This is a genomic window from Hydrogenispora ethanolica, assembly GCF_004340685.1.
Lineage (GTDB): Bacteria > Bacillota > UBA4882 > UBA8346 > UBA8346 > Hydrogenispora > Hydrogenispora ethanolica.
The window spans coordinates 19588-42110 of sequence record NZ_SLUN01000032.1; the positions used below are offsets into that span (position 1 = coordinate 19588).

At 50.8% G+C, this 22523-nt stretch carries 20 protein-coding genes and 1 riboswitch; all 20 genes read left to right on the forward strand.

Annotation, left to right across the window (positions count from 1 at the left end; genetic code table 11):
* Window positions 1-5 precede the first annotated feature (5 nt).
* Complete coding sequence (locus EDC14_RS20310; protein WP_207930762.1) at window positions 6-1055, forward strand: zinc-binding dehydrogenase; 1050 nt, start codon at window positions 6-8, stop codon at window positions 1053-1055.
* A 33-nt stretch (window positions 1056-1088) separates the two neighbouring features.
* Window positions 1089-1979 (forward strand): 2-hydroxy-3-oxopropionate reductase, encoded by an 891-nt coding sequence (gene garR, locus EDC14_RS20315; RefSeq protein ID WP_132016154.1) that lies wholly within the window; start codon window positions 1089-1091, stop codon window positions 1977-1979.
* Window positions 1980-2406: 427 nt separating this feature from the next.
* Window positions 2407-3681 carry an extracellular solute-binding protein gene (locus EDC14_RS20320; RefSeq protein ID WP_132016155.1) on the forward strand — a complete coding sequence of 425 codons (1275 nt, stop codon included), beginning with the start codon at window positions 2407-2409 and terminating at the stop codon, window positions 3679-3681.
* 93 nt (window positions 3682-3774) lie between these two features.
* On the forward strand, window positions 3775-4713 hold the full coding sequence (locus tag EDC14_RS20325) for a carbohydrate ABC transporter permease (protein ID WP_132016156.1): 939 nt from the start codon (window positions 3775-3777) through the stop codon (window positions 4711-4713).
* A 3-nt stretch (window positions 4714-4716) separates the two neighbouring features.
* On the forward strand, window positions 4717-5538 hold the full coding sequence (locus tag EDC14_RS20330) for a carbohydrate ABC transporter permease (protein ID WP_243663050.1): 822 nt from the start codon (window positions 4717-4719) through the stop codon (window positions 5536-5538).
* 50 nt (window positions 5539-5588) lie between these two features.
* Entirely contained in the window at window positions 5589-7055 is a 1467-nt protein-coding gene (locus EDC14_RS20335; RefSeq protein WP_132016157.1) for a glycoside hydrolase family 5 protein, read from the forward strand.
* A gap of 266 nt (window positions 7056-7321) precedes the next feature.
* Window positions 7322-8392 (forward strand): LacI family DNA-binding transcriptional regulator, encoded by a 1071-nt coding sequence (locus EDC14_RS20340; RefSeq protein ID WP_132016158.1) that lies wholly within the window; start codon window positions 7322-7324, stop codon window positions 8390-8392.
* A gap of 910 nt (window positions 8393-9302) precedes the next feature.
* Complete coding sequence (locus EDC14_RS20345) at window positions 9303-10157, forward strand: nitroreductase family protein (protein WP_132016159.1); 855 nt, start codon at window positions 9303-9305, stop codon at window positions 10155-10157.
* A gap of 315 nt (window positions 10158-10472) precedes the next feature.
* Window positions 10473-10739, forward strand: a complete 267-nt coding sequence (locus EDC14_RS26885) for a YlmC/YmxH family sporulation protein (RefSeq protein WP_165908177.1) — start codon at window positions 10473-10475, stop codon at window positions 10737-10739.
* A 67-nt stretch (window positions 10740-10806) separates the two neighbouring features.
* Window positions 10807-10976: riboswitch (Lysine riboswitch) on the forward strand.
* 261 nt (window positions 10977-11237) lie between these two features.
* Window positions 11238-12035: a 4-hydroxy-tetrahydrodipicolinate reductase gene (gene dapB, locus EDC14_RS20355; protein ID WP_279388785.1), complete on the forward strand. Its 798-nt coding sequence runs from the start codon at window positions 11238-11240 to the stop codon at window positions 12033-12035.
* An 83-nt stretch (window positions 12036-12118) separates the two neighbouring features.
* Window positions 12119-13018: a dipicolinate synthase subunit DpsA gene (gene dpsA / locus EDC14_RS20360; protein ID WP_165908178.1), complete on the forward strand. Its 900-nt coding sequence runs from the start codon at window positions 12119-12121 to the stop codon at window positions 13016-13018.
* On the forward strand, window positions 13018-13608 hold the full coding sequence (locus EDC14_RS20365) for a dipicolinate synthase subunit B (RefSeq protein ID WP_132016194.1): 591 nt from the start codon (window positions 13018-13020) through the stop codon (window positions 13606-13608). Before dpsA ends, EDC14_RS20365 begins: the two co-directional genes overlap by 1 nt.
* 309 nt (window positions 13609-13917) lie before the next feature.
* Window positions 13918-15138: an aspartate kinase gene (gene dapG / locus EDC14_RS20370; RefSeq protein WP_132016162.1), complete on the forward strand. Its 1221-nt coding sequence runs from the start codon at window positions 13918-13920 to the stop codon at window positions 15136-15138.
* 85 nt (window positions 15139-15223) lie between these two features.
* Entirely contained in the window at window positions 15224-16105 is an 882-nt protein-coding gene (gene dapA, locus EDC14_RS20375) for a 4-hydroxy-tetrahydrodipicolinate synthase (RefSeq protein ID WP_132016163.1), read from the forward strand.
* A gap of 260 nt (window positions 16106-16365) precedes the next feature.
* Window positions 16366-17706, forward strand: coding sequence for a nucleotide sugar dehydrogenase (locus EDC14_RS20380; protein WP_132016164.1), 1341 nt, complete (start codon window positions 16366-16368; stop codon window positions 17704-17706).
* Between the two features lie 150 nt (window positions 17707-17856).
* Window positions 17857-18966, forward strand: a complete 1110-nt coding sequence (locus tag EDC14_RS20385; protein ID WP_132016165.1) for a Gfo/Idh/MocA family protein — start codon at window positions 17857-17859, stop codon at window positions 18964-18966.
* On the forward strand, window positions 18963-19697 hold the full coding sequence (locus EDC14_RS20390) for an acyltransferase (protein WP_132016166.1): 735 nt from the start codon (window positions 18963-18965) through the stop codon (window positions 19695-19697). The genes EDC14_RS20385 and EDC14_RS20390 overlap by 4 nt, the downstream gene beginning before the upstream one ends.
* Window positions 19698-19940: 243 nt before the next feature.
* Window positions 19941-20306 carry an acyltransferase gene (locus EDC14_RS26890; RefSeq protein ID WP_165908179.1) on the forward strand — a complete coding sequence of 122 codons (366 nt, stop codon included), beginning with the start codon at window positions 19941-19943 and terminating at the stop codon, window positions 20304-20306.
* A complete protein-coding gene (locus EDC14_RS20400; RefSeq protein ID WP_132016168.1) occupies window positions 20290-21606 on the forward strand; it encodes an oligosaccharide flippase family protein in 1317 nt (438 codons plus the stop codon). Before EDC14_RS26890 ends, EDC14_RS20400 begins: the two co-directional genes overlap by 17 nt.
* On the forward strand, window positions 21606-22520 hold the full coding sequence (locus tag EDC14_RS20405; protein WP_132016169.1) for a hypothetical protein: 915 nt from the start codon (window positions 21606-21608) through the stop codon (window positions 22518-22520). Before EDC14_RS20400 ends, EDC14_RS20405 begins: the two co-directional genes overlap by 1 nt.
* The last annotated feature ends 3 nt before the right edge of the window (window positions 22521-22523 follow it).

Here is a 22523-nt window from a genome sequence, read left to right on the forward strand (position 1 = left end):
TAATGATGATACCTCAAACGATGCAAGCCGTGGTGAAATACGCAAACGGCGATGGCAAAACCGAATTGCGTCAGGTCCCGGTGCCAGAGATCGGCCCCCAGGATGTGCTGGTCAAGGTCGAGGCGGTCGGAATCTGCGGGAGCGATCCCCATATCCATCATGAAATGTTTGCCTTCCCGATTCCGACGCCGCTCATTCTGGGACATGAGTTCACGGGAGTGATCGTCAAAGCCGGAAGTGAAGTCAGCGGTTTTCAAGTCGGCGACCGTGTCACGTCGGAGACCCATGCTTCCTATTGCGGCAAGTGCCGTGAGTGCAGGACCGGCAATTATCAGGTATGCCGGGAGCGTAAAGGGTTCGGATTCCATGTGGACGGCGCTTTCGCGGCATATGTCAAAGTGCCGGAGATCAGTTTACACCGGCTTCCGGAAGCCACTTCCTTTGAGACGGGATCATTAACGGAACCGGTCTGTGTGGCTTATAACGCGGTGGTCAAGAAGACCGGAATTGAGCCGGGCGATGCGGTGGCGGTCTTCGGCCCCGGACCGATCGGCTTGTTATGCCTGGAGATGGCCCGTTTGTGCGGGGCCAATCCGTTGATCATCATCGGTATCGGAGCCGACCAACACCGGATGGATCTGGCGAAAAAGATGGGCGCGACCCATTGCGTGAACAGTGACGCCGAGGATACGGTGGAACGAATCAAGGAGATAACCAACGGCCAAGGGGTTGAGGCGGTCATCGATACGGCGGGTGTGGGTCCCACGCTAAAGTATGCGATGGAAGCGGTTTGCCCCAGCGGCAGGATTACCAAAGTGGGTTGGGGCCCCAAGCCGTTAGGTTATACCATTGACCCCATCATTCAAAAAACGATTACGTTGCAAGGCAGTTTCAGTCACAATTGGCCGATTTGGGAACGTTGTTTGAAACTGATGGAATCCGGCCAGATTCAGCCGGAGCGGATCATCACCGATATTCTCCCCTTAAAGGATTGGCACAAAGGATTTGAATTGATGGAAGCCAGAAAATCACTGAAGATCATTTTAAAGCCTTAAGTTTGAAGAAATTTGCTTTCAGGAGGATTCGCGATGCAAAAGATCGGCTTTATAGGTTTGGGAATCATGGGAAAACCGATGGCCAAAAATCTGTTGAAGGCCGGATACCGGTTGGTTGTGTTTGATATGAATCCGGAACCGGTCCGGGAACTTACGCAATTAGGGGCAGAGGTAGCAAAAAACGCGGCTGAAGTGGCCCGGGAGTCTGAGATTATCATTACGATGTTGCCCAATTCGCCGGATGTTAAGGCAGCCGTTCTGGGTCAAAACGGCATATTGGAAGGGGCCGAGCCCGGGAAGATCCTCATCGATATGAGCTCGATTGCTCCCGGCGCTTCACAAGAGATCGCCGCGAAAGTTGCGGAAAAAGGCGTAAAAATGCTCGATGCCCCGGTCAGCGGCGGGGAACCCAAAGCGATCGACGGAACGCTTTCGATTATGGTCGGCGGTGAAGAGGAACTTTTCAATCAGGTCAAAGACCTCTTGGGTTGTATGGGGAAATCGGTAGTCTGGATCGGTCCAGTGGGCAGCGGCAATGTTACCAAACTGGCCAACCAGATCATCGTGGCGCTCAATATCATTGCGATGTCGGAGGCCTTGGTACTGGCTCAAAAGGTCGGCGTCGCTCCGGAACGGGTCTATCAAGCGATCCGTGGCGGTTTGGCGGGCAGCACGGTGTTGGACGCCAAAGCACCCTTGATTTTAAAACGCCAGTTTGCGCCGGGCTTCCGGATCGAACTCCATCTGAAGGATTTGCGCAATGCCATGGAAACCGGGAATCAGTTTGACGTTCCCCTGAAATTCACCAGTTTGGCCACGGAAGTATTACAAGCCCTGAATGAAACCGGTAAAGGCCGGTTGGATCATGGAGCGATTGTCCAATATTTCGAAAAGCTGTCCGGAGTTGAGGTGAGCGGATGTTAAATTTGTCGAAAAATATTGTTAGCCAAAAATTAAAATAATATTGATCTTTTTAAGCAGAAGTAATATAGTATAAATGGGAGCGGTTCCAAATGATATTTAACTGCACTTTCATTATATATCTATCACTTTAAAAAATCATATTTACAAGAGAATATTGTTTTTTGGTAACCAGTCATATTCAAATAATTTTTAAATACTAATGAATTATTTGGATATTTTTTTAAAAAAATATAAGTGAAAATAAACTTAAAAATCTATTATTTCTTCGAAACGTTTTTATATATACTGAAAAAATATAAAATTTGATAATCGGTCGTACTTGTTTTAGGAAGCGCTTCCTATTTGCCGGTCCGTTTCATCCGGTAATTGATTCAGTACGCTACTGAATTTATTACAATAAATCTATAGAAAAAAAGGGAGGATTATCATGAAAAGATTTTTTCCTGTTTTACTGGCGGTTATGATTGCGGTCACCTGTAGTCTCAGCAGTATCACGCTGGCCAAGAAGAAGATCAGTTTTTGGCACATTCAAGTGAACAAAGTCACCGGATCAATCCTCGATGCTGCGGTTAAAAGGTTTGAGAAAGATCACCCGGATGTTGATGTCGAAGTGGTAGCCAGTGAAAATGACCCCTATAAAACGAAACTGAAGATTGCCATGGGCAGTGGTAATCCCCCTGATGTATTCCATTCCTGGGGTGGCGGCTGGCTGGAGACCTTTATCGAGGAAGGCCAGGTATTAAACATCAGTAAGCAATTGAACCAAAATGGCTGGAAAGACATTTATGTCCCGTCATACCTCGATATGGCGAAATTCAACGGCAAGTACTACGGTGTGCCGGCGAACATGAGCTGCGCTTTGGTATGGTACAATAAAGAACTATTTAAAAAGTATAATGTGGAAGTTCCGAAGACCTATAAGGAACTGCTGAAGGCGATCACGGTATTCAAGAGCAACAACATTATCCCGATTTCGTTGGGGAACAAGAGCAAATGGCCTGGCGCCCTGATCTTCGTCTACTTAGCCGATCGCATTGGCGGACCGAGCGCTTTCCAAAACGCGTATTTACGAAAACGCGGTTTTTCGTTCGAGGCCCCGACCTTTATTGAAGCGGGAAAACGGGTTCAAGAGCTAGTAAGCATGGGAGCGTTTCCGGAAGGCTTCAACGGCATCAATTATGACAACGGGGAATCGAGAATCCTGTTATACAGCGGCAAGGCAGCCATGGAAATCGGGACCTCGGCCTACCTTTCCTTTACGAAAAACGAGGCGCCGGACTTTTTCAAGAACAATTTTGATTGTTTCCCGTTTCCAGCCATTGAAGGCGGCAAAGGCGATCCGAGCGATCTGGTCGGCGGAACCTATATTTATTCGGTCGCCAGCAAGTCCAAGAATAAGAAAGAAAGCATTGAGCTTTTGCGGTATATCTCCGACAAGGTTTACGGCCAAGAATGGATCGACAAGGCGGGAAATCTCGCGCCGGTCAAGGGAGTCGAGGTCAAAGATCCGTTGCTGAAAAAAGTGGCTGATTATATGGCCCAAGCCAAGTACATCCAGGCGTTTTATGACCAGTTCCTGCCGCCGACCATGGGCGAACTTCATAAAGATACGACCCAGGCCCTTTTCGGCAAGACGATGACTCCTCAGGAGGCGGCCCAGAAAATGGAAGCCAAGGCGAAGGAAGAATTAGTCAAGAAATAAGGGACGATGAAGCCAGACAACATTGGAATCCTATTCCAATGTTGTCTGGTTATCACAACGCTTTTAAATCTGGTGCAGAGAAGAGGTTGTAATATGGTAAACCCTCAATTTATCGACCGGGCCGTTGAGGAGAATAAAAAAATACGAAACCAATCCAAACTGCAATACCGTTTGATGGTTGTGCTCTTTTTGCTTCCCGCGCTGATAGTGTACGGCATTTTTAATATTTACGGCATTCTGATGACTTTTTTCTATAGTTTGCAAAAGTGGTCGGGTATCAGTGCGAAAATGAGTTTTATCGGGCTGGAAAACTACGTGAAACTTTTGCAGGATCCGGTTTTATGGCACTCCCTGAGCAACAATCTGATTTTGGTTGTGGTTTCCATTGCCATACAGCTGCCGATGGGACTGATTTTGGCTTTGATCATCAACTCGGGCCTCAAAGGAATGAAGTTTTTTCGAACCGTTTACTTTATTCCGATGCTGGTATCCACCGTGGCCATTGGTATTCTTTGGTCATTGATTTACAATCCCAGTTTCGGAATGCTAAACGCAATTTTGGACCTGATGAAAATGGGGCAATTCAAAACCGGCTGGCTAGGGAATGAGACAACCGCGTTTGCAGCGGTCCTGATCACGATCTGCTGGCAGTTCACCCCGTTTTATATGATTTTAATGCGGGCCGGCTTGGTCGGCATCCCCAATGAAATCTATGAATCCGCCAGCATCGACGGAGCGAACGGCTGGAAAGCTTTTTGGAATATCACCCTGCCGTTAATGGCCCCGGTCATAAAGACTTCCGCCGTTTTATCGCTGGTGGGTTCGTTAAAATATTTTGACTTGATTTATGTAATGACCGACGGCGGTCCCAATCATGCGACCGAATTAATGTCGACGTACATGTATAAAAACAGTTTCGTCGAGTTCAACATGGGTTACGGTAGTTCGATAGCCGCCTTCATTTTCATGGTAGCAATATTCATCACCGCGACAATGTTATGCTTTACCAGAAAAACGAGAGTGGGGGAATAACCAGTGAGAAATATTGCGAAGCCCATTGGCACTTATCTGATAGCCACAGTTTTTTTATTGATAGCCGGCTATCCGTTTGTATTTATCTTTCAAAGCTCCTTCAAGTCCCAGATGGAATATCTGAGCAATATCTGGTCGTTCCCGAAAAGTTTATTTTTGGGAAATTACGAGCGCATCATCCAACCGGATTTTTTAAGATATTTTGGCAACAGTTTGCTGGTTACGGTGATTACCATTACCTTGGTTATTTTCATCGCCTCGCTTGCCAGTTATGTCTTCGCGAAAATGGAGTTTAAACTCAGTAAATATTTGTTTTTCATGTTCGTGATCGGGATGATGGTTCCCGTCCATACGACCTTAATCCCGGTGTATGTGATCATCAATAAGCTTGGACTCTACAATAAACTGGTGGGGCTGATTGGACCGTATATCAGTTTTTGTCTTCCGATTTCGATCTTCATCATCACCGGGTTTTTTCAGGCAGTGCCCAAGGAACTTGAAGAGGCCGCCAGAATCGACGGTTGTTCCCATTTTGTGATCTATCGCAAGATCATGCTTCCGTTATCATTGCCGGTCCTGTCAACGGTGGCGATTTATAATTTCATTTATGTCTGGAATGAGTTCATTTATGCGCTGGTTCTGGTGGACAGCGCTCAGAGCAAGACGATCCCGCTTGGAATCAGAGAGTTTTACGGCATGGAAACAATCAATATCCCGGGAGTATTGACGGCGATCGCCGCTGCAACAATACCTTTGATGGTATTCTATTTCCTTGCTCAAGAAAAAGTCATCAGCAGTTTGACTTCGGGCGCCATCAAAGGATAAGCGGCAGGCGTTGACGATAAATCTAAAACTGGAGAAGGAGATTTTGTAACATGGAAATGCTGCAGGCTCAAGGAAGACAGATAGTCGATTCGCAAGGGAAGCCGGTTCAATTGCGCGGTACTTGCATTGGCGGCTGGATGAACATGGAGAACTTTATCAACGGCTACCCTGGTTCGGAACGGGGACTCCGCGAAGCGGTTTCAAAGGCGCTGGGGAAAGGGAAGGGCGAGTTCTTCTTCGAACGTTTATTAGACCATTTCTTCAATGAGAACGACATCAAATTCATCAAAGAATCCGGGGCCAATGTCGTCCGGATACCCTTGAATTACCGGCATTTCGAGGCTGATGACCACCCTTTTGTCTACCAGGAAGCCGGCTTTCAAAGATTGGACCGGGTGATCAACTGGTGCCAGGAACAGGAAATCTATGTGATCCTGGATATGCACGCGGTTCAAGGATGGCAGAATCCCCACTGGCACAGCGATAACAGCAAAGGAGTGAGCCTTTTCTGGCATCACTCCCAGTATCAGGAACGATTCATCGCACTATGGGCGGTATTGGCGGAACGGTATAAAGATCGGGCGGTCGTCGCCGGCTACAATCTGATGAATGAACCGTGTGTCAATACGCCGGATGGCGATTATCCATACAATTTCTTCAAAAACTATGTTCCGGACTTCGAGCGGATGAACCGTATCTACCGTAAAGCCGTTACGGCGATTCGGGAGATTGACAGCAAACACCTGATCTTCCTGGAAGGGGATAAGTATTCGGTCCTATTTCAAGGGCTTGAGGCGCCCTTTGCCGATAATCTGGTCTACAGCAGTCATAATTATAATACGGCCGGTTTCGGGCCGGGCCGTTATCCGGGAGAATTCCATACCCATTCGATTGATCTGGATTATCAAAACGGCTATTGGGACAGAGACCGGCAGGCTGCCGTATTTAAAAACTGCGAAGGCGCCCAATTTGCCGAAAAGTACAACGTGCCGCTCTGGGTGGGCGAATTCGGCTCCCAATACAACGGGCCCCAAGCGGAGCTTCCCGACCGCCTGGCGGCGATGGATGACCAGATCGGGGTTTTTGAAGAATTCGGAGCGCACTGGACCACGTGGACCTATAAGGATGTCGGCGTCATGGGCTGGGTGACGCTTGATCCCGAATCGGAGTATCTGCAAATCATCCAAAAAGTTCAGGAAAAGAAGAAGTTGTTCGGGGCCGAGAATTTTACAGACCGGACGCTGGTCACGGAGGCCAAAACCAGACTGTCCGATTTTGCGGGTTTGCTTGCGAAAGAGATCGACTGCTATCCGATTCATCCGGTTGACAATGTCAATGCGCTCAGTGAGATAGTATTGCAGGGATATGCCGCATCCTTGCTTCAGCCGGTCTATGCCAACCTGTTTAAAGGCATGAGCGAGGAACGGCTGGATAGCTTATTGAGTTCATTTGAGCTGAAGAATTGTCAAGTGAATCAGGGATTGATGAAAGTGATTCAAAAGTATACCAAGCCATAACCGGTTCCCCGCTCCGGCGGTTCAAAAGACCGCCGGAGCGGCCGGTGAGTACTAGTTTGATATTCCTTGACACCTTTTCCGAAAAAAGCTAAGATCATCTTGTTCGGCGGCGAGGCAATTCTGGCGAGGTGGAGTCCGGGCTCGGCGATCCACAGAGACTGCGCTTCGCTTTCTGTATAGGTGCAATCCGTAATGCATTCATCGGGGAATGATGCAATTTTTTGAACTTTTGTTGAAAACACCAAGGATGATACCGGGGGTCATGAATGTATAACATAGATGATATCGCGCGGTTTGCCAATGTTTCCCGCACGACCGTTTCCCGGGTTTTGAACCATGACCCGGGAGTGAGTCAAAAAACGCAGGAAAAAGTATTGAAAGTCATCCGGGAAATGAACTATGTTCCCAACGCGGCGGCTCGGACTTTAGTCCGTAAAAAAACGGATATCATCGGAGTCTTGGTCAATAATGTGACCGATATCTTTTGGGACCGGATCATCAGCGGCATTGAGAAGAGTCTCCACAATCTTGAATACGAAGCAATCTATGTCAATGTCAAGCGCTTTCAAAATGAACCGATCAATCGTGATAAGTACAAGAAGATGATCAGGCTGTTGGCCGAAGGAAGAGTCGACGGAATCATCATTGCGATCACCAATGAACTGGACCGGGAGGACGTCGATTTCCTGGTGAGCAGAAACTTGCCCTTTGTGGTCATTCAAAACAGCTTCGAGGATGCCAGGGTGAATTCCATAAATATTGATAATTTCAAGGAGACCTATACTTCCACGGAGTATCTGCTCGACTTGGGCCATCGCGATATTGCCTATGTGGCGGGCGATCTGCAGAGCAAAATTGCCATCAACCGGTTAAAAGGCTTTGAAAAGGCGCTTGAAGATCATGGTCTACCCATTGTCAGGGCGAGGATTCTTCAGGGAAACAACTCTTTTGAAGAAGGTTATTGGCGGATGAAGCAAATCCTGTCGTGGGACAGGAAACCGACCGCGGTCTCTTTTTATAATGATATCATGGCCTATGGCGGGATCAATGCCGCTCAGGAAGACGGGGTCAGAATACCGGAGGATATTTCGGTAATCGGGTTTGACGGATTATCCGGCGAAGATCCATTTGCCAAACTGGCTCCGCCGTTGACCACGATGCATCAGCCGATGGCTAGCATGGGAGAGCGGGCGGCGAAAATCATCGTTGATAAAATCAACGGCAATCATGATGAAGTGATCCACGAGATTTTCGCTGTGAAATTGGTCGAAAAGGGCTCTTGCAAAAGGCTGACCGGCCCCGAAAGCGGTGCCGTTTCGCCGGTTACAACGACTTGAGCCGGTTCATTCATTCGCTCTCGTGCAAAAACATATCTAACGCTATCCGTCGCTGCAAGGATAGCGTTTTTGTTTTGGGATTTCACAGTCTCCATCCGCCACAGAAGATACTTTTCCGGGAACGGATCCGGCTTCCCCCGGCGGGGATGGAACCCGGAGCAGCTTCCCGGAACCACGGGGAAACTTCCCGAAGCTTCGGGGATGCTTCCCCAAGGATTGGTCCTCTTTCCCGGAGGTTTGGGGAAGCATCCCGAAGCTTTGGTCCTTTATCCCGGACTCCTCGGGATGGTTCCCGAAGGCTCCGGGAAGGTAGGATGATCCTCGGGGAAGAAAGGATCGCAGGATCCTCTGAAAGGATCAGGGCATCCCTTACAAGGATGAAGACCATCCCTTACACGGATCCTGGCATCCCTTACACGGATCGCAAGATCCTTTGAAAGGATCGAAGCATCCCTTACAAGGATGGCTTTCATCCTAACAAGGATGAAGAATATCCTAGTTGGACCAAAGGCCATACCTTACACGAGGGGGAATCAACTGATATATTAGAGGGGCCGAGACCATCCCTGGTGGAGGGGGGAACGTGATATACGATTCCTCCGGTGACTAAACATAGCTGTCCATTCATTGAGAATCATTAAGCATTATTGTTTGATGGAACAACCGATTTATTTAACCACCGGAGTAATAGTTAGACCGAAGACTCAAATTACCCCGATGTACCTTGGTGAATTCTTCGGCCACAATATACGGCGCACAACCCGGATATATCTATCAATATGTTGTCGACCAAAGAGGATTCAAAAAAGTATGCGATTCGTTCGGTGATTCGATTTTCTATCGGTAGGAATTGTTGGTGATATGTGGAATACTTTATTATCACCATTCCGAAATGAAAGGAAGTGCCGGCATGGATCGGACCGAGAAATTCCCTCCGGAGGAGCCCATCACCGCTATCATCAAGCGGCGCGGTTCCGTCCGGACTTATGACGGGCGGCAGCTCCCGGAGGAGATCAAAGCTGAGCTTCGCCGCATTTGCACCGCGGCGGACGGCCCTTTCGCGGAGCGGGTACGGATCGAGTTCATTGAAAAGATCACGCTCGGTCCGGCGGTGAAATTGGGCACTTACGGAGTGATACAGGGAGCGCCTTCGTTTTTGGCGGCGGCCGTTCAAAAAGGGGACCGTCCTTTGGAACAGCTGGGTTTCGTCTTTGAAAAAGTCATTCTGGAGGCGACCGCCTTGGGGCTTGGAACCTGCTGGCTGGGGGGCTCATTCAGCCGGGGAGATTTTGCCCGCGCCATGGCGTTGGCGGAGAACGAGTTCATCCCCATCGTTTCGCCGGTGGGATACAAGAAAGAGCGCCGCCGGTTGGTGGATTCGTTGATACGGGCCACTGCCGGGTCGAGCCGGCGCAAGCCCTGGAGCGAGCTTTTCTTTCACCAAGATTTTGACCGGAGTCTGACGGAGGCGGAGGCGGGCGAATATGCCGAGGCCCTGGAGATGGTCAGGCTGGCGCCCTCCGCGTCGAATAAACAGCCCTGGCGAATTGTGAAGGACCGGGCCGGCTTGCATTTTTATGAGAAGCACGCGGCGGGATACGCTTCGATGGGTTTTGACATGCAAAGAATCGATCTGGGGATCGCCATGTGCCACCTGCAGCTCGCCGCAGCCGAACGGGGCCTGGCGGGACGATGGGTTTCCCAAGCTCCCGGTATCGGTGAGATTCCCGCTCACACCGAGTATATTATCAGCTGGATGACGTAAACTTTCAAATATCGGCATTCGCATCCCGCGCGGCAGGTTTGGTTTTTGGGCCGCACCGGCTGGAACGAAAACGGGGTGGCGTCCGGTTTCATTTGACAAACTTGAACCGTTCAGCCGTTTGTCCCGCGCAACCCGCTTTTCCATGAGGATGAAACGAATTTCTTTATTACGATTTGGCTTTCCCAATGCAAACGACTTTTAAAAAATCGTTTGCATGGTAAAACCGAATGCAAAAGAAGTGAAGCGGAATTTGATTCAACTCATATAAATCGCCGGCCTCCCACATATCCTTATAGGAGTAAAGGAGGGGAAACCTTGCGGGCGAGTGAATTGGACGGAAAGGAAGTCATCGATATCCAATCCGGGGAACGCTACGGGGTGCTCAAAAAGAGCGAGTTATTGCTGGATCTGAGCACCGGCACGGTGGAAAGCCTGGTGATCGTGAAACGGGGTTGGACCGGCCGCGATGTGGAGGTCAAGACCATTCCCTGGCGGAGTATCCAAAAGATCAGCGATGAACTGATCCTCTTCGAAGATCGCGAAACAACGGCTTCCGGTGAGACGGACCCGCGCAATATCTAGATTTAACTTGACATTCGCGCCTATTTATAGGAAAATAAACACAATCCATTCCAATAGGATTCATTTTTGGTAGAGTAGAGGCGCGAACCGCAAGAGTAGCTTCATGGAGACCGGCAGGTCGAGGAGACGGAGTGAAAGGGTGTTTCGCCGAAGTTGGAGAAGACGCCGTTTCTCCGGCTGGTATCGCAGGTGAAAACTTCGGTACTGTCACCCGTCGGGTGAAGAGCTATCTTGCCGCTGATTTGTACGCGATCAAAGGTTGGTAGCTGCCAACCTTTTTTGTTATTTACAAATTTTTGAAAAAACATGCCGTTATGCAACTGAGAGAATTGCATGATTTATAAAATAATCTTTTGACCACAATATATCGAAAGGCATATCCGGGTTTTGTACTATATATTGCGGTCACAGGGCTTGTTAAGGTAATTATGCAATTTTCTGAACTGGTTTTCCACAAAAGCCGGCGCGGCATTGGATGCGATTAGAGGAGTGGTTGTTTTGGGCGCGATTCGCGTATTGGTGATTGGCGCTTCCGGCAAAATGGGGCGGGAAGTCGTCAGAGCAATTGTTAACGATGCCGAGCTAGAGTTGGTCGGCGCGGTCGACCGGATGCACGTCGGAAAGGACGCCGGACTCATTGCCGGCATCGAACCGCTGAACGTGTTCATCCGGGAAGATCTGGCCGCCGCTTTGCAGGCGGACAAACCTCAGGTGGTGGTCGATTTTACCGCGCCGGCCTCGATCATGAATAACCTGCACCTCGTCATCGCCGCGCGGCTGCACGCGGTCGTCGGCACCACCGGGCTCTCCAGAGAAAACCTCCGTGAGATCGAGGAGCTTTGCCATGACTCCGGAGTCAACGTCTTGGTGGCTCCCAATTTTGCCATCGGCGCCCTGTTGATGATGCGTTTCGCCGCGCAGGCGGCCAAGTTCTTCCCGCATGTCGAGATCATCGAGTTGCATCACGATCAAAAATTGGATGCCCCTTCGGGGACTTCCATTAAGACCGCCGAGCTGATTCTGGCCGGCCAGAACGAGCCGGCCAACGCGTGCGTGGGCGAGGAAAAACTGCCCGGGGCGCGCGGCGGAGAGATGGGCGGAATTCGGCTTCATAGCGTGCGGCTGCCGGGACTCATCGCGCATCAGGAAGTCATCTTCGGCGGCGAGGGCCAGACTTTGACGATCCGCCATGACTCGCTCAGCCGCGAATCATTCATGCCCGGGGTGGTTCTGGCGATCAAAAAGATCGGCAGCCGGCCGGGATTGACATATGGGCTGGAAGAGCTGCTCTTTTAGGGTACGTATCCATCTTCACCTCCTACCGCCAAGAGGAATATACTACAATAACCGTTTTGGCGGTTAAAAGGGAGGGAATCTTTTTGAAAGAACGTTGGCAGCTGAATGCAGCTATCATTGGCGGTGACGGACGTCAGCTCGCGGTGGCCCGCAGTTTGGCCGAGAAATTCACCCGGGTGAAGGTGTTTGGACATCCGGAGACGGCAGTTGCGGATCCGCTGGAATGGTGCGACGCCATCCGGACAGCATTGGTCGACGCCCGGGTGGTCGTACTACCAATCACTGGAGTCAATTCCGCCGGAATGGTCCGCGGTTATCGCGACCAACCGCCGCTCGATCTCAGTCCGGAATGGGAGCGTTTGGCCCCCGGCACCTTGCTGGTCACCGGATCGCTGCCCGCGGCGCGGCGCGAGGATTTAAAAAGCCGTGAGATACCGGTCATCGAATATGCCGAAGACGACGAGATCGCTATCCTCAATTCCATCCCGACCGCCGAAGGTGCAGTTCAGATTGCGATGGAGGAACTTCCGATCACGATTCACGGTAGTACGGTGTTGGTTCTCGGCTTTGGGCGGGTCGGCGTAACCGTGGCCCGGACATTCCGGGCTCTGGGAGCGCGGGTGATCGTCGCGGCCCGGCGTCCGGCGCTGCTGGCGCGGGCGATTGAAATGGGGTGCGCGACCGTCTCCGGCGCCGGACTTGCGGAAGCAGTCAGCGGCGCCGATATTATCATCAATTCGGTTCCCGCCATGGTACTCACTGCGGATTTACTGGCCCAAGCCGCGCCGGATGTCTTGATTATCGATTTGGCCTCGTCGCCCGGTGGAGTCGATTTTGAGGCGGCGGCCCGTTTGAATATCAAAGCGAAACTGTATCCGGGTCTACCGGGAATCGTGGCCCCGGAGACGGCCGGGGCGATTCTCGCATCCTCCATCCCCAAACTGATCGATCAATTTTTGCTCACGAATGGGGGTGTTCGATGATGCGGTTTGCAGGAATCCATATCGGCTTCGCGTTAACCGGATCGCATTGTACCATTCCGGATGTTCTGCCGTATCTGCAACAATTGCAGGAAGAAGGGGCGGAACTTACGCCCATCTTTTCGGCGGCGGTTTTAACCACGGATACGCGTTTTGGCAAAGCGAAGGAATTATACCAGAAGGTGGTCGCGATCACCGGCAAAGAGCCATTGACTACCATCGTCGAGGCGGAACCGATTGGTCCGCAGAATAAACTGGACCTGGTGGTGGTGGCGCCTTGTACCGGCAATACTTTAGCCAAACTAGCCCAGGGGATCACCGATTCCAGCGTGACCATGGCTTGCAAAGCGCAGTTGCGCAATAATAAACCCGTGGTCCTGGCGGTCGCCACCAATGACGGACTGAGTGGCAATGCGCGCAATCTGGGCATCTTGCTCAACCGGCGCAATGTTTATTTTGTACCGTTCGGCCAAGATGCGCCCCATACCAAGCAGACGTCGCTCAATGCCAAGATGAGCCTGATCCCGGAGACGATCCTGGAAGCTCTTCGGCAGCGGCAGATTCAACCGGTTTTGATACCGTTGCAAGACTAGCGTAGCGGAAGCAATTGGTTCTTTCATCAAAGGCTGTTTTATGATACTGTGGTAGAGTAGAAACTGTAAATATTTGGAGCTTTGATGGTGAAGCCGGTCCCGTTTGCGGCGATCGGCTGATATCCTTTCGAAAATTTAGAGCGAGTTTCAATCTCGCAGTTTCATTTGCGATATTTTTGAATTGATCCTTACGCATAAAAGCCATTGCCAATCCAGAACCAAACGCTCGAAATCAGTTCATTTCATACAAACACCAGGCGAGACAGCGGGATGGAAACCGCCTAATTTTTATCAAAGCGAGGGAACGGAATGCGGGTAATTGTACAAAAGTTCGGTGGAACGTCGGTAGCTACCCCGGAAGGCCGGGAGAACGTTGTCAAGAAAGTGCAAGAGGCTTTGAATCAAGGCTACGGAGTGGTCGTGGTCGTCTCGGCGATGGGCCGGGCCGGCGAGCCGTACGCAACGGATACTTTAATCGGCTTGGCCAAAGGAATCATGAAGAGTGTTAAACCGCGGGAACTCGATCTCTTAATGACTTGCGGCGAAAATATTTCTACGGTAGTCATGGTGCAAACCCTGAAGCATCACGGAATTGAGGCTTCAGCCTTCACTGGCGGCCAAGCCGGGATTTATACCGACCATCACTTCGGGAATGCCCGGATTATGGAGATCAAACCTGATAATCTCCGGCGCTGTCTGGAAGGCGGCAGGGTAGCGGTGGTCGCCGGCTTCCAGGGAATTACCCCGGACGGCGAGGTAACCACGCTTGGCCGGGGGGGAAGCGATACGACCGGCGCCGCTTTGGGAGTGGCGTTAAACGCCGAAGTGGTCGAGATTTATACCGACGTCGACGGGGTAATGACCGCCGACCCGCGCTTGGTTCCGCAAGCCAAATCGCTCGCGGTGATGACCTATAATGAAGTCTGCGAGATGGCTCATCTCGGCGCAAAAGTGGTCCACCCCCGGGCCGTCGAAATTGCGATGGAAGGACGGGTTCCCTTGCGGATCCGTTCCACTTTCTCCGATAGTCTGGGGACACTCATCACCGACGGATCGGCCATCGGCAATATTGAGATCCGGGGCGATAAAGTTGTGACCGGCCTGGCTCATATCGCGGAGATGGCCTTGGTCCGCATCAAATCCGAACAGGATATGAATCAGAACGGAAAGGTCATGGAGGTTTTTCAGGCCATGGCCAACGCCGGAATCAGCGTGGACATGATTCAAGTTGCCCCATTCGCGATTGGCTTCATCATCAAGGAAGATTTGGCTGAGCGATCGACGCAGGTTTTGGGCAAATTAAACCTGGAGGTCTTGGTCCAGAAAGGTTTCGCCAAGGTGGCGATCGTCGGTTCGGGAATGCGCGGCGTACCCGGTGTTATGGCCAAGATGGTCCGGGGACTTCAAAGAGCCAGGATTGCCATCTATCATTCGACGGATTCCCATATCAACATCGCCTGCTTGGTACGGCAGGATGATATGTGCAACGCCTTGCAGGCTTTGCACGAAGAGTTTCAATTAGGGGAGTAAGTAAAAAGACCAATCACCGCCGCACGTACAAGGCCGAGGCGGGGCCGACAAGTTTTGAAGTCTTTTGAATCGAGGGGGACCGACAATGGTAAAACTGGGTAAACTATTGACGGCGATGGTAACGCCGTTCGACCAAGATTTGCAGGTGAATTATGCGGCCGCGCAAGATCTGGCCACCCGTTTGCTCGATTCGGGTTCGGATGGCCTGGTGGTCGCAGGTACCACCGGTGAATCACCGACCCTGACCAAACAGGAGAAACTCCAACTTTTCCGGGCAGTGGTCGAAGCAGTCGGCAGTAAGGGCACGGTTATCGCGGGGACCGGCTCGTATGATACCGCCGAAAGCATTGAGCTGACCAAGGAGGCGGAAAAGACCGGCGTTGACGGCGTTTTGCTGGTTGCGCCGTACTACAATAAACCGCCCCAGGAAGGGCTTTATCGCCATTTCAAGGCGATCGCTCAAGCCACTTCCCTCCCGGCAATCGTTTATAACATACCCAGCCGGACCAATGTCAATGTCAGCGTGGAAACGATGGTTCGCCTAGCGGAGATTCCCAACATTGTCGGCATCAAAGAGTCCACTGGCAATCTGGCACAGGCGAGTGAACTCTTTGAAAAAACTCCTTCAGACTTTTTAATCTATAGCGGCGATGATTCACTCACCCTGCCGCTCCTGAGCGTGGGCGGGGTTGGGGTCATCAGCGTCGCCGCTCATTTGGTGGGCAGGAAGATTCAGGCCATGATCAGCGCTTATCTACACGGTGACGTCAGCGTCGCCGCCCGGATCAATGCTGAACTCGGGCCGCTCAATCGCGCCTTGTTTATCAATACCAATCCGATTATGGTCAAATCCGCCTGCAATCTTTTGGGTTTTAGGACCGGCGGGCTCCGGCTTCCTCTGGTCGAGGCCTCTCCGAAAGAACTGGAGATCCTGCGGGAAGTACTCCGGGATCTGGGATTGCTGTAAGGACTTTTTAAAGAATTCAATGGGGAGTAGGTTCTTTATCAAAAATGCGTAAAGCTTGACAAAAAATAGTACAAGTGCATTGCAAATTTGAAGAGATGAGATATAATTGAAAGCGTGGGGGTCAAATACCCCCATTTTTTACGGCTCAATTCGGATGAAATAAAGCCACGGCCCCGGTGAAATGAACGCTGGAAGGCTATGGTTTGTTGCTCTTGAGCATATAAATGAATCATCACGCATTATATCATGGGGGGTCCATAATGATCGAAGAAACTGTTGCAACGCTGCAACCCGGAGCCGCCCTAACCGACAGGATCAACAATAAAAGCGCCGTGCTTGGCGTGGTGGGTCTCGGATATGTCGGTCTTCCGTTGGCGGTGGAGAAGGCTAAAGCCGGATACCGGGTGATCGGTTTTGATGTTCAGGCCCGGCGGGTGGATATGGTCAATCAGGGCCAGAATTATATCGGGGATGTGGTCGATCAGGAACTCAAAGACCTGGTGGCCTCGGGTCAATTAATCGCCACCACCGACTATTCCCAGATTGCCAGGGTCGACGCGGTGGCGATCTGCGTTCCGACTCCCTTGGACAAGTATCAACAACCGGATATCTCTTATGTGGTCAATTCCAGCAAACAGATAGCTGAGTTTTTACACTCCGAAATGCTCGTGGTGCTGGAGAGTACTACGTATCCGGGTACTACGGAAGAGGTAGTTATGCCGATTTTGGAAGCCACCGGTTTGCGCTGTGGCAGTGATTTCTTCTTGGCCTTCTCACCGGAACGGGTCGACCCGGGTAATAAATATTATCATACCAAAAACACTCCGAAGGTCGTCGGCGGAGTCACGAAGCGCTGCACTGAAATTGCGGCCACCCTTTATGCCCACGTGCTTCAGGGCGAGATTCATCAAGTCTCCAGCCCCAAGGTGGCGGAGATGGAAAAGATTTTGGAAAATACCTTTCGTAATATTAATATCGCCTTGGCCAATGAGATGGCGATTCTCTGCAATAAGATGGAAATCGACGTCTGGGAGGTCATTGAGGCTGCTAAGACCAAGCCCTACGGTTTTATGCCATTTTATCCGGGACCGGGTCTCGGCGGACATTGCATTCCCATCGATCCTTTCTACTTAACCTGGAAAGCGCGGGAGTACGATTACCATACCCGGCTGATCGAAATTGCCGGCGAGATCAATAATAGCATGCCGGAGTATGTGGTCGAGAAGGCCGCATCGTTTCTCAACCGGTTTGGCAAACCTTTGAAAGGCGCCAAGATCCTCATGCTTGGCCTGGCTTACAAGAAAGACATCGATGATCCCCGTGAATCACCAGCTGTCAAGATTTATCATCTCTTGCGGGAACGGTTGGCCGAAGTCTCGGTCAACGATCCTTTTATTCCTTCCTACAAATTCGGGAATACTCATATTACGACGGTGGAATTAAACGCGGAACGTCTGCAAACCGCCGATTTGGTGTTAATTACCACCGATCATTCGCTATACGATTATTCATGGATTTGCGAACAGGCCCAATTGGTCTTTGATACCCGGAATGCCACCCGTCAGGTTGCGGCTCCCCGGGCGGAGATCATTCATATCTGAGACTTTTATGAACGGTGTCGCCGTTTAATTCTGAACCTGGGTTTCATTTGATAAAAATTCGAGAGCTGGGTTAATAAAGAAGTTTCGCGGCTATTCGATTTCACTAGCATCTCGAATAGAGGCAATCCATGCGAAGGAGACGGACGGAAAGTGGCTACATTTCGATTTGGGCTGATTGGTTGCGGCAGGATCGCTCCAAACCACGCCCGCAGTATCGTCGAACTTGAAAATGCCGAATTAAAAGCAGTCTGTGATGTAATCCCATCCAAGGCGGAACAGTTCCAACGGAATTTTGGCGGCGAGGCATACACTGATTACCGGAAGGTATTGGAGCGGCCGGATATCGACATTGTTTCAATTGCCACGCCAAGCGGCTTGCACGCCGCGATCGGCATAGCTGCCGCCGAAGCCGGCAAACACGTAATCGTCGAGAAACCGATGGCGCTCTCTTTGCATGACGCGGATCGGCTGATCGCGGCGTGCCGGCAAAATCATGTTTATCTCGGGGTCTGCCACCAGAACCGTTACAATCAGGTCGTGCGGAAATTGCGGGATGCATTGGAAGCGGGTCGTTTTGGAAAACTGGCGCACGGCACGGCGGCCATCCGCTGGTTCCGTTCGCCGGACTATTTTAAGCAGGATTCCTGGCACGGGACTTGGGAGCAAGACGGCGGAGTCCTGATGAATCAGTCGATTCACAATATCGATTTGCTCTTATGGATGCTAGGCCAACCTGCTAGCGTTTATGGCAAAATCGCCACCCAGATCCAGCCCATTGAAGTGGAAGATCTGGGCTTGGGATTGATTCAGTTCCAAAATGGTGCCTACGGGATGATCGAGGCTTCTTCCACAATTTATCCGAAGAACCTTGAAGAGACCTTGAGTATTTTCGGTGAGCGAGGCACAGTGGTACTCGGCGGTACTTCCATTAATCAGATCGAGGTCTGGCGGTTTGCCGATGGTCAGGATGACGAGGCGGAAGTGCTGCGGAGCACCGGCGAGACCCCTCCGAATATCTATGGATTCGGTCACCGCACTCTTTACCAACGTTATATGAATTCTATCAGTTCCGGTACTGCTTTTGATATACCGGGAGAAGAAGGCCGCAAGGCCTTGGAAATGATTTTAGCGATTTATCATTCAGCTTTAGCGAAAGGTCCCGTCAGTTTTCCATTGCTTGAGAAGGCTCATCCCTTGACGGAATTAATGAAAACATACGTCCCGGCTTCCGAAAACAATCCGGAGGAGGTAGCAGGATGAACCCGGTCATTGCTCCCAGCGCCAAAGTGGGCTCGGGAGTCCAAATCGGTTATTTCTCTGTCATTGAGGCCGATGCCCAGATTGCCGAGGGTGTCACCATCGGGCACCATGTCGTTATTCATGCCGGAACCATCATCGGTGCGAATGCGGTCATCGCAGACCATGCCGTTCTGGGGAAGAGACCACAATTAGCTCGTACCAGCACCGCTACGTTGGGAGAACTACCGCCGCTCGTTATCGGGCAAAATTGCCAGATCGGCACGGCGGCGGTCCTGTATACCGGCACCAGTGTGGGAGAAGAGTGCCTCATCGCGGATCTGGCGTCAGTCCGAGAGAATTGCCGGATTGGCAATTCGGTATTGATCGGCCGGGGGGTTGCGGTTGAGAATAACACTTCGATTGGCGATTTCACCAAGATTCAAACCAATGCCTACATTACCGCGGGTATGGAGCTAGAGGATCATGTCTTTATCGCCCCGATGGTTACCACGACCAATGATAATTTCATGGGACGTACTGAACGGCGGTTTGCTTTAAAAAAAGGCGCCCATATCCGACGGGGAGCGCGGATCGGCGGCAATGCCGTTTTATTGCCGGGAATCACTATCGGTGAAGAAAGCTTCGTGGCTGCAGGGGCGGTAGTTACGCGGAATACTCCGCCGCGGCAAGTCGTGATGGGAATTCCCGCCAAAGTAGTGCATCCGGTACCTGATGAGGAGTTACTGCCTTAGATGCGCGCCAAACTGATTCGTTGGCTTTTATCTGTGCTCGATCAATTGCTTTATGATTGGTGGGCTTTTCGACTAAAACTAGGCTACCAATGTTGGGGAATGGATGACAGGGTCAGGCGTTTGTTGAAAGTTCCTGCCCGGTATTACGCAAAGGCTCTTCGGAGCTTAGGTGCCCGAGTCGGCCCCAGAGTAACATTCCGCTCAGGATTGTTTTTTGATAATATTGCTCAAGGAATGACCGGTTTGAGCATTGGCGAACGGGCTTATGTGGGACCAGGCGTTTTTTTTGATCTGGCGGAGCCCATTACCATCGAGACGGAAGTCGTTCTGGCGCCGCAGGTTCGTTTGCTTACCCACGGCGGCGTGGGTGACCGTTTGCTTGAGGCTTACCTTCCCCGGCGCTCCGGAGCCCTTACGCTAAAAAAGGGTTGTTGGATCGGCACCGGGGCGATTCTTCTGTCCGGGATAACGGTAGGGGAAGGCGCGGTGGTTGGCGCCGGCGCGGTAGTAACCGCCGATGTTCCGGCGTATACAGTAGTCGCGGGGGTTCCGGCCAGGATGGTGCGAAAACTGCGGGAAGGTGAGGAAGCGGATGGGAATTGCAACTGATAGTGTCCGAACCTATCTGTTTCGCATCGCGACGTTAACCATTGGTTTTATAATGGGAGTCTTAACTGCACGTTTTTTGGGTCCGGCGGGGAAGGGCGATTTTTCGTTGATTTTATTGGTCAGCAGTTTATATACGAATGTCTTCGGCAATTTGAGCGGGGCGATTACTTATCAAATTTCCCGTTTACATCGTCCACCCCAATTAGTATTCACAACGGCGAATGTCTATAGCTGGGTGGTCGGAGTGCTGACTATCCTTGGATTCTGGTGTTTCACCAGTTTATTCCCGGAAAGTCATCTCAACCTTTATTGGTTTGTCGCATTGAATGCTCCCTTTGTTTTAGCGCTGACCAATCTGAGCGGAACGTACCTGGGCTTGAACCGGGTCGTCGTCGTGAACTGGTTAGGCTTAACCTCCGGAGCAATCTTATTCGTATTCATGACCTTAGGGTTCTTCGGACTGAAAATGGGCCTTCGAGGAACAGCTATCTGCTGGGTGACGGCGCAGATTCTGACAGTTGCCGGAGGGTTATGGGTATCGCGTCGAATTTGGTGGCCATTCGAGCGCCGTAATGTCCAACCCGGTTTACTTCGGGAAATGCTCAGTTTTGGCTGGCAATTAGGTTTGATAAATTTGGTTACCTTCCTGAATTACCGAGTAGACATGTTTTTGGTCGCTAAATTTCTGGGTTCGCGACAATTGGGATTTTATTCCATTGCAGTTTCCGGAGCGGAAATGCTCTGGTTCACTTCCAGCGCAATCGGTACAGCAATTTACGCCAGGGTCGGCATGGTTGAGCATGAAGCGGCTAGCCGCTTGACGGCCCGGGCAGCCCGGCATACTTTGGTGATTAACATGGTGCTGGGTTTTTTGATGTGGCTGGGTTTTGAGTTTTTATTACCGTTTGTTTACGGAGAGATATACCGGCCGTCTCTGGTGCCATTTCGGATCTTGCTGCCTGGTGTTTTGGCCTATGGCTTGGCGGGTATCTTTTCAACCTTTTTTGCGAATCAGTTAGGCAAGCCGAAATTTTCATTGCTCATCTCCTCGATTTCAATGAGCGTTAATATCATCGTCAGTTTATTGCTGATTCCCCGCCTTGGGATGTCCGGGGGAGCTTGGGCGACTACATTATCGTATATCATTTCGATCATGGTCTTACTGGGTATCTTTTGCCGTCAAACTAAGCTTCCGCTACGTGAACTGCTAATGATCACCCAAAAGGATCTCGATGATTATCGGTTACTGGTCAAAAATATAATTGCTTATTTGAAGCGAAAGTTTTATTTGGAGGGATAATGGCTAAGAAACGTCCGATTCGGATTCTCTTGATGGGTTATCCCTATTTTGTTCACCGCTTGCAAGAGTTGGGCTGGAGCGCAGAATACCAGTTGATTCCGTTGCCGCGTACCCGCATCGGACGTTACTTGGCATTGCTCCGTGCAGATTTGATTTACCTCATTGGCGGCGATCTGCGTCACAACCGTTTTTTTAATTTGGCTTTTTTGCTAGGAAAGCGGTTAGTTGTCCATTGGGTTGGCTCGGACATCCTGGCAATGAAGGAATGGCACGAGCAGAAACGGCGTTTTGCTTCATGGATGGTAAAGAAAGCGGAGCACTGGGCGGAGGTGGACTGGACCGCTGCCGAATTATTGGATTTGGGAATCCAGGCCCGGATTGTACCGTTGACTCCAGCCGCATTTCCCGAAAAAACTTATGAAATCCCTTCCAAGTTCGTGGTGCTTACTTATCTCCCTCCGGGAAAGGAAGAGTTTTACGGAGAGAAAGAACTTATCCAACTCGCTCGGAAGTTTCCAGAGATCGTTTTTTTGGCTGCCGCCGCTTCTTCAGCCGATCCCAAACCGGAATGGCCATCCAACCTTATTCCCATTGGATGGGTTAATAATATGTCCGAATTGTATCGGGAAGTCATTGCGCTGGTTCGCCTCACTCAGCATGACGGACTCTCGTTCATGGTATTAGAAGCCTTGGCGCAAGCGCGATATGTGATTTGGAGCTACCCGTTGACCGGGGCAGCTCAAGCTCGCAACTGTGTAGAAGCTGCTCCGGTTTTAGCGGATTTATACAGGGCATTTTGCCACCAAAAGCTCACCCTCAACAGTGAAGGTCGGAATATGGTAATTGGAAATTACACTCCTCAAGCTGTGTTAGGACAAATCGCACAAGGGATCGCTGAGATCCTGGCACGGTGAATA

What these genes read in the sequence shown, in the direction of transcription:
- EDC14_RS20335 (WP_132016157.1), top strand. Translation starts at nt 5,589, where the DNA reads ATGGAAATGCTGCAGGCTCAAGGAAGACAGATAGTCGATTCGCAAGGG.
- EDC14_RS20340 (WP_132016158.1), top strand. Translation starts at nt 7,322, where the DNA reads ATGTATAACATAGATGATATCGCGCGGTTTGCCAATGTTTCCCGCACG.
- EDC14_RS20400 (WP_132016168.1), top strand. Translation starts at nt 20,290, where the DNA reads ATGGGAATTGCAACTGATAGTGTCCGAACCTATCTGTTTCGCATCGCG.
- EDC14_RS20380 (WP_132016164.1), top strand. Translation starts at nt 16,366, where the DNA reads ATGATCGAAGAAACTGTTGCAACGCTGCAACCCGGAGCCGCCCTAACC.
- EDC14_RS20310 (WP_207930762.1), top strand. Translation starts at nt 6, where the DNA reads ATGATACCTCAAACGATGCAAGCCGTGGTGAAATACGCAAACGGCGAT.
- EDC14_RS20325 (WP_132016156.1), top strand. Translation starts at nt 3,775, where the DNA reads ATGGTAAACCCTCAATTTATCGACCGGGCCGTTGAGGAGAATAAAAAA.
- EDC14_RS20365 (WP_132016194.1), top strand. Translation starts at nt 13,018, where the DNA reads ATGCGGTTTGCAGGAATCCATATCGGCTTCGCGTTAACCGGATCGCAT.
- dapG (WP_132016162.1), top strand. Translation starts at nt 13,918, where the DNA reads ATGCGGGTAATTGTACAAAAGTTCGGTGGAACGTCGGTAGCTACCCCG.
- EDC14_RS20390 (WP_132016166.1), top strand. Translation starts at nt 18,963, where the DNA reads ATGAACCCGGTCATTGCTCCCAGCGCCAAAGTGGGCTCGGGAGTCCAA.
- dapA (WP_132016163.1), top strand. Translation starts at nt 15,224, where the DNA reads ATGGTAAAACTGGGTAAACTATTGACGGCGATGGTAACGCCGTTCGAC.
- garR (WP_132016154.1), top strand. Translation starts at nt 1,089, where the DNA reads ATGCAAAAGATCGGCTTTATAGGTTTGGGAATCATGGGAAAACCGATG.
- EDC14_RS20405 (WP_132016169.1), top strand. Translation starts at nt 21,606, where the DNA reads ATGGCTAAGAAACGTCCGATTCGGATTCTCTTGATGGGTTATCCCTAT.
- EDC14_RS20345 (WP_132016159.1), top strand. Translation starts at nt 9,303, where the DNA reads ATGGATCGGACCGAGAAATTCCCTCCGGAGGAGCCCATCACCGCTATC.
- EDC14_RS20320 (WP_132016155.1), top strand. Translation starts at nt 2,407, where the DNA reads ATGAAAAGATTTTTTCCTGTTTTACTGGCGGTTATGATTGCGGTCACC.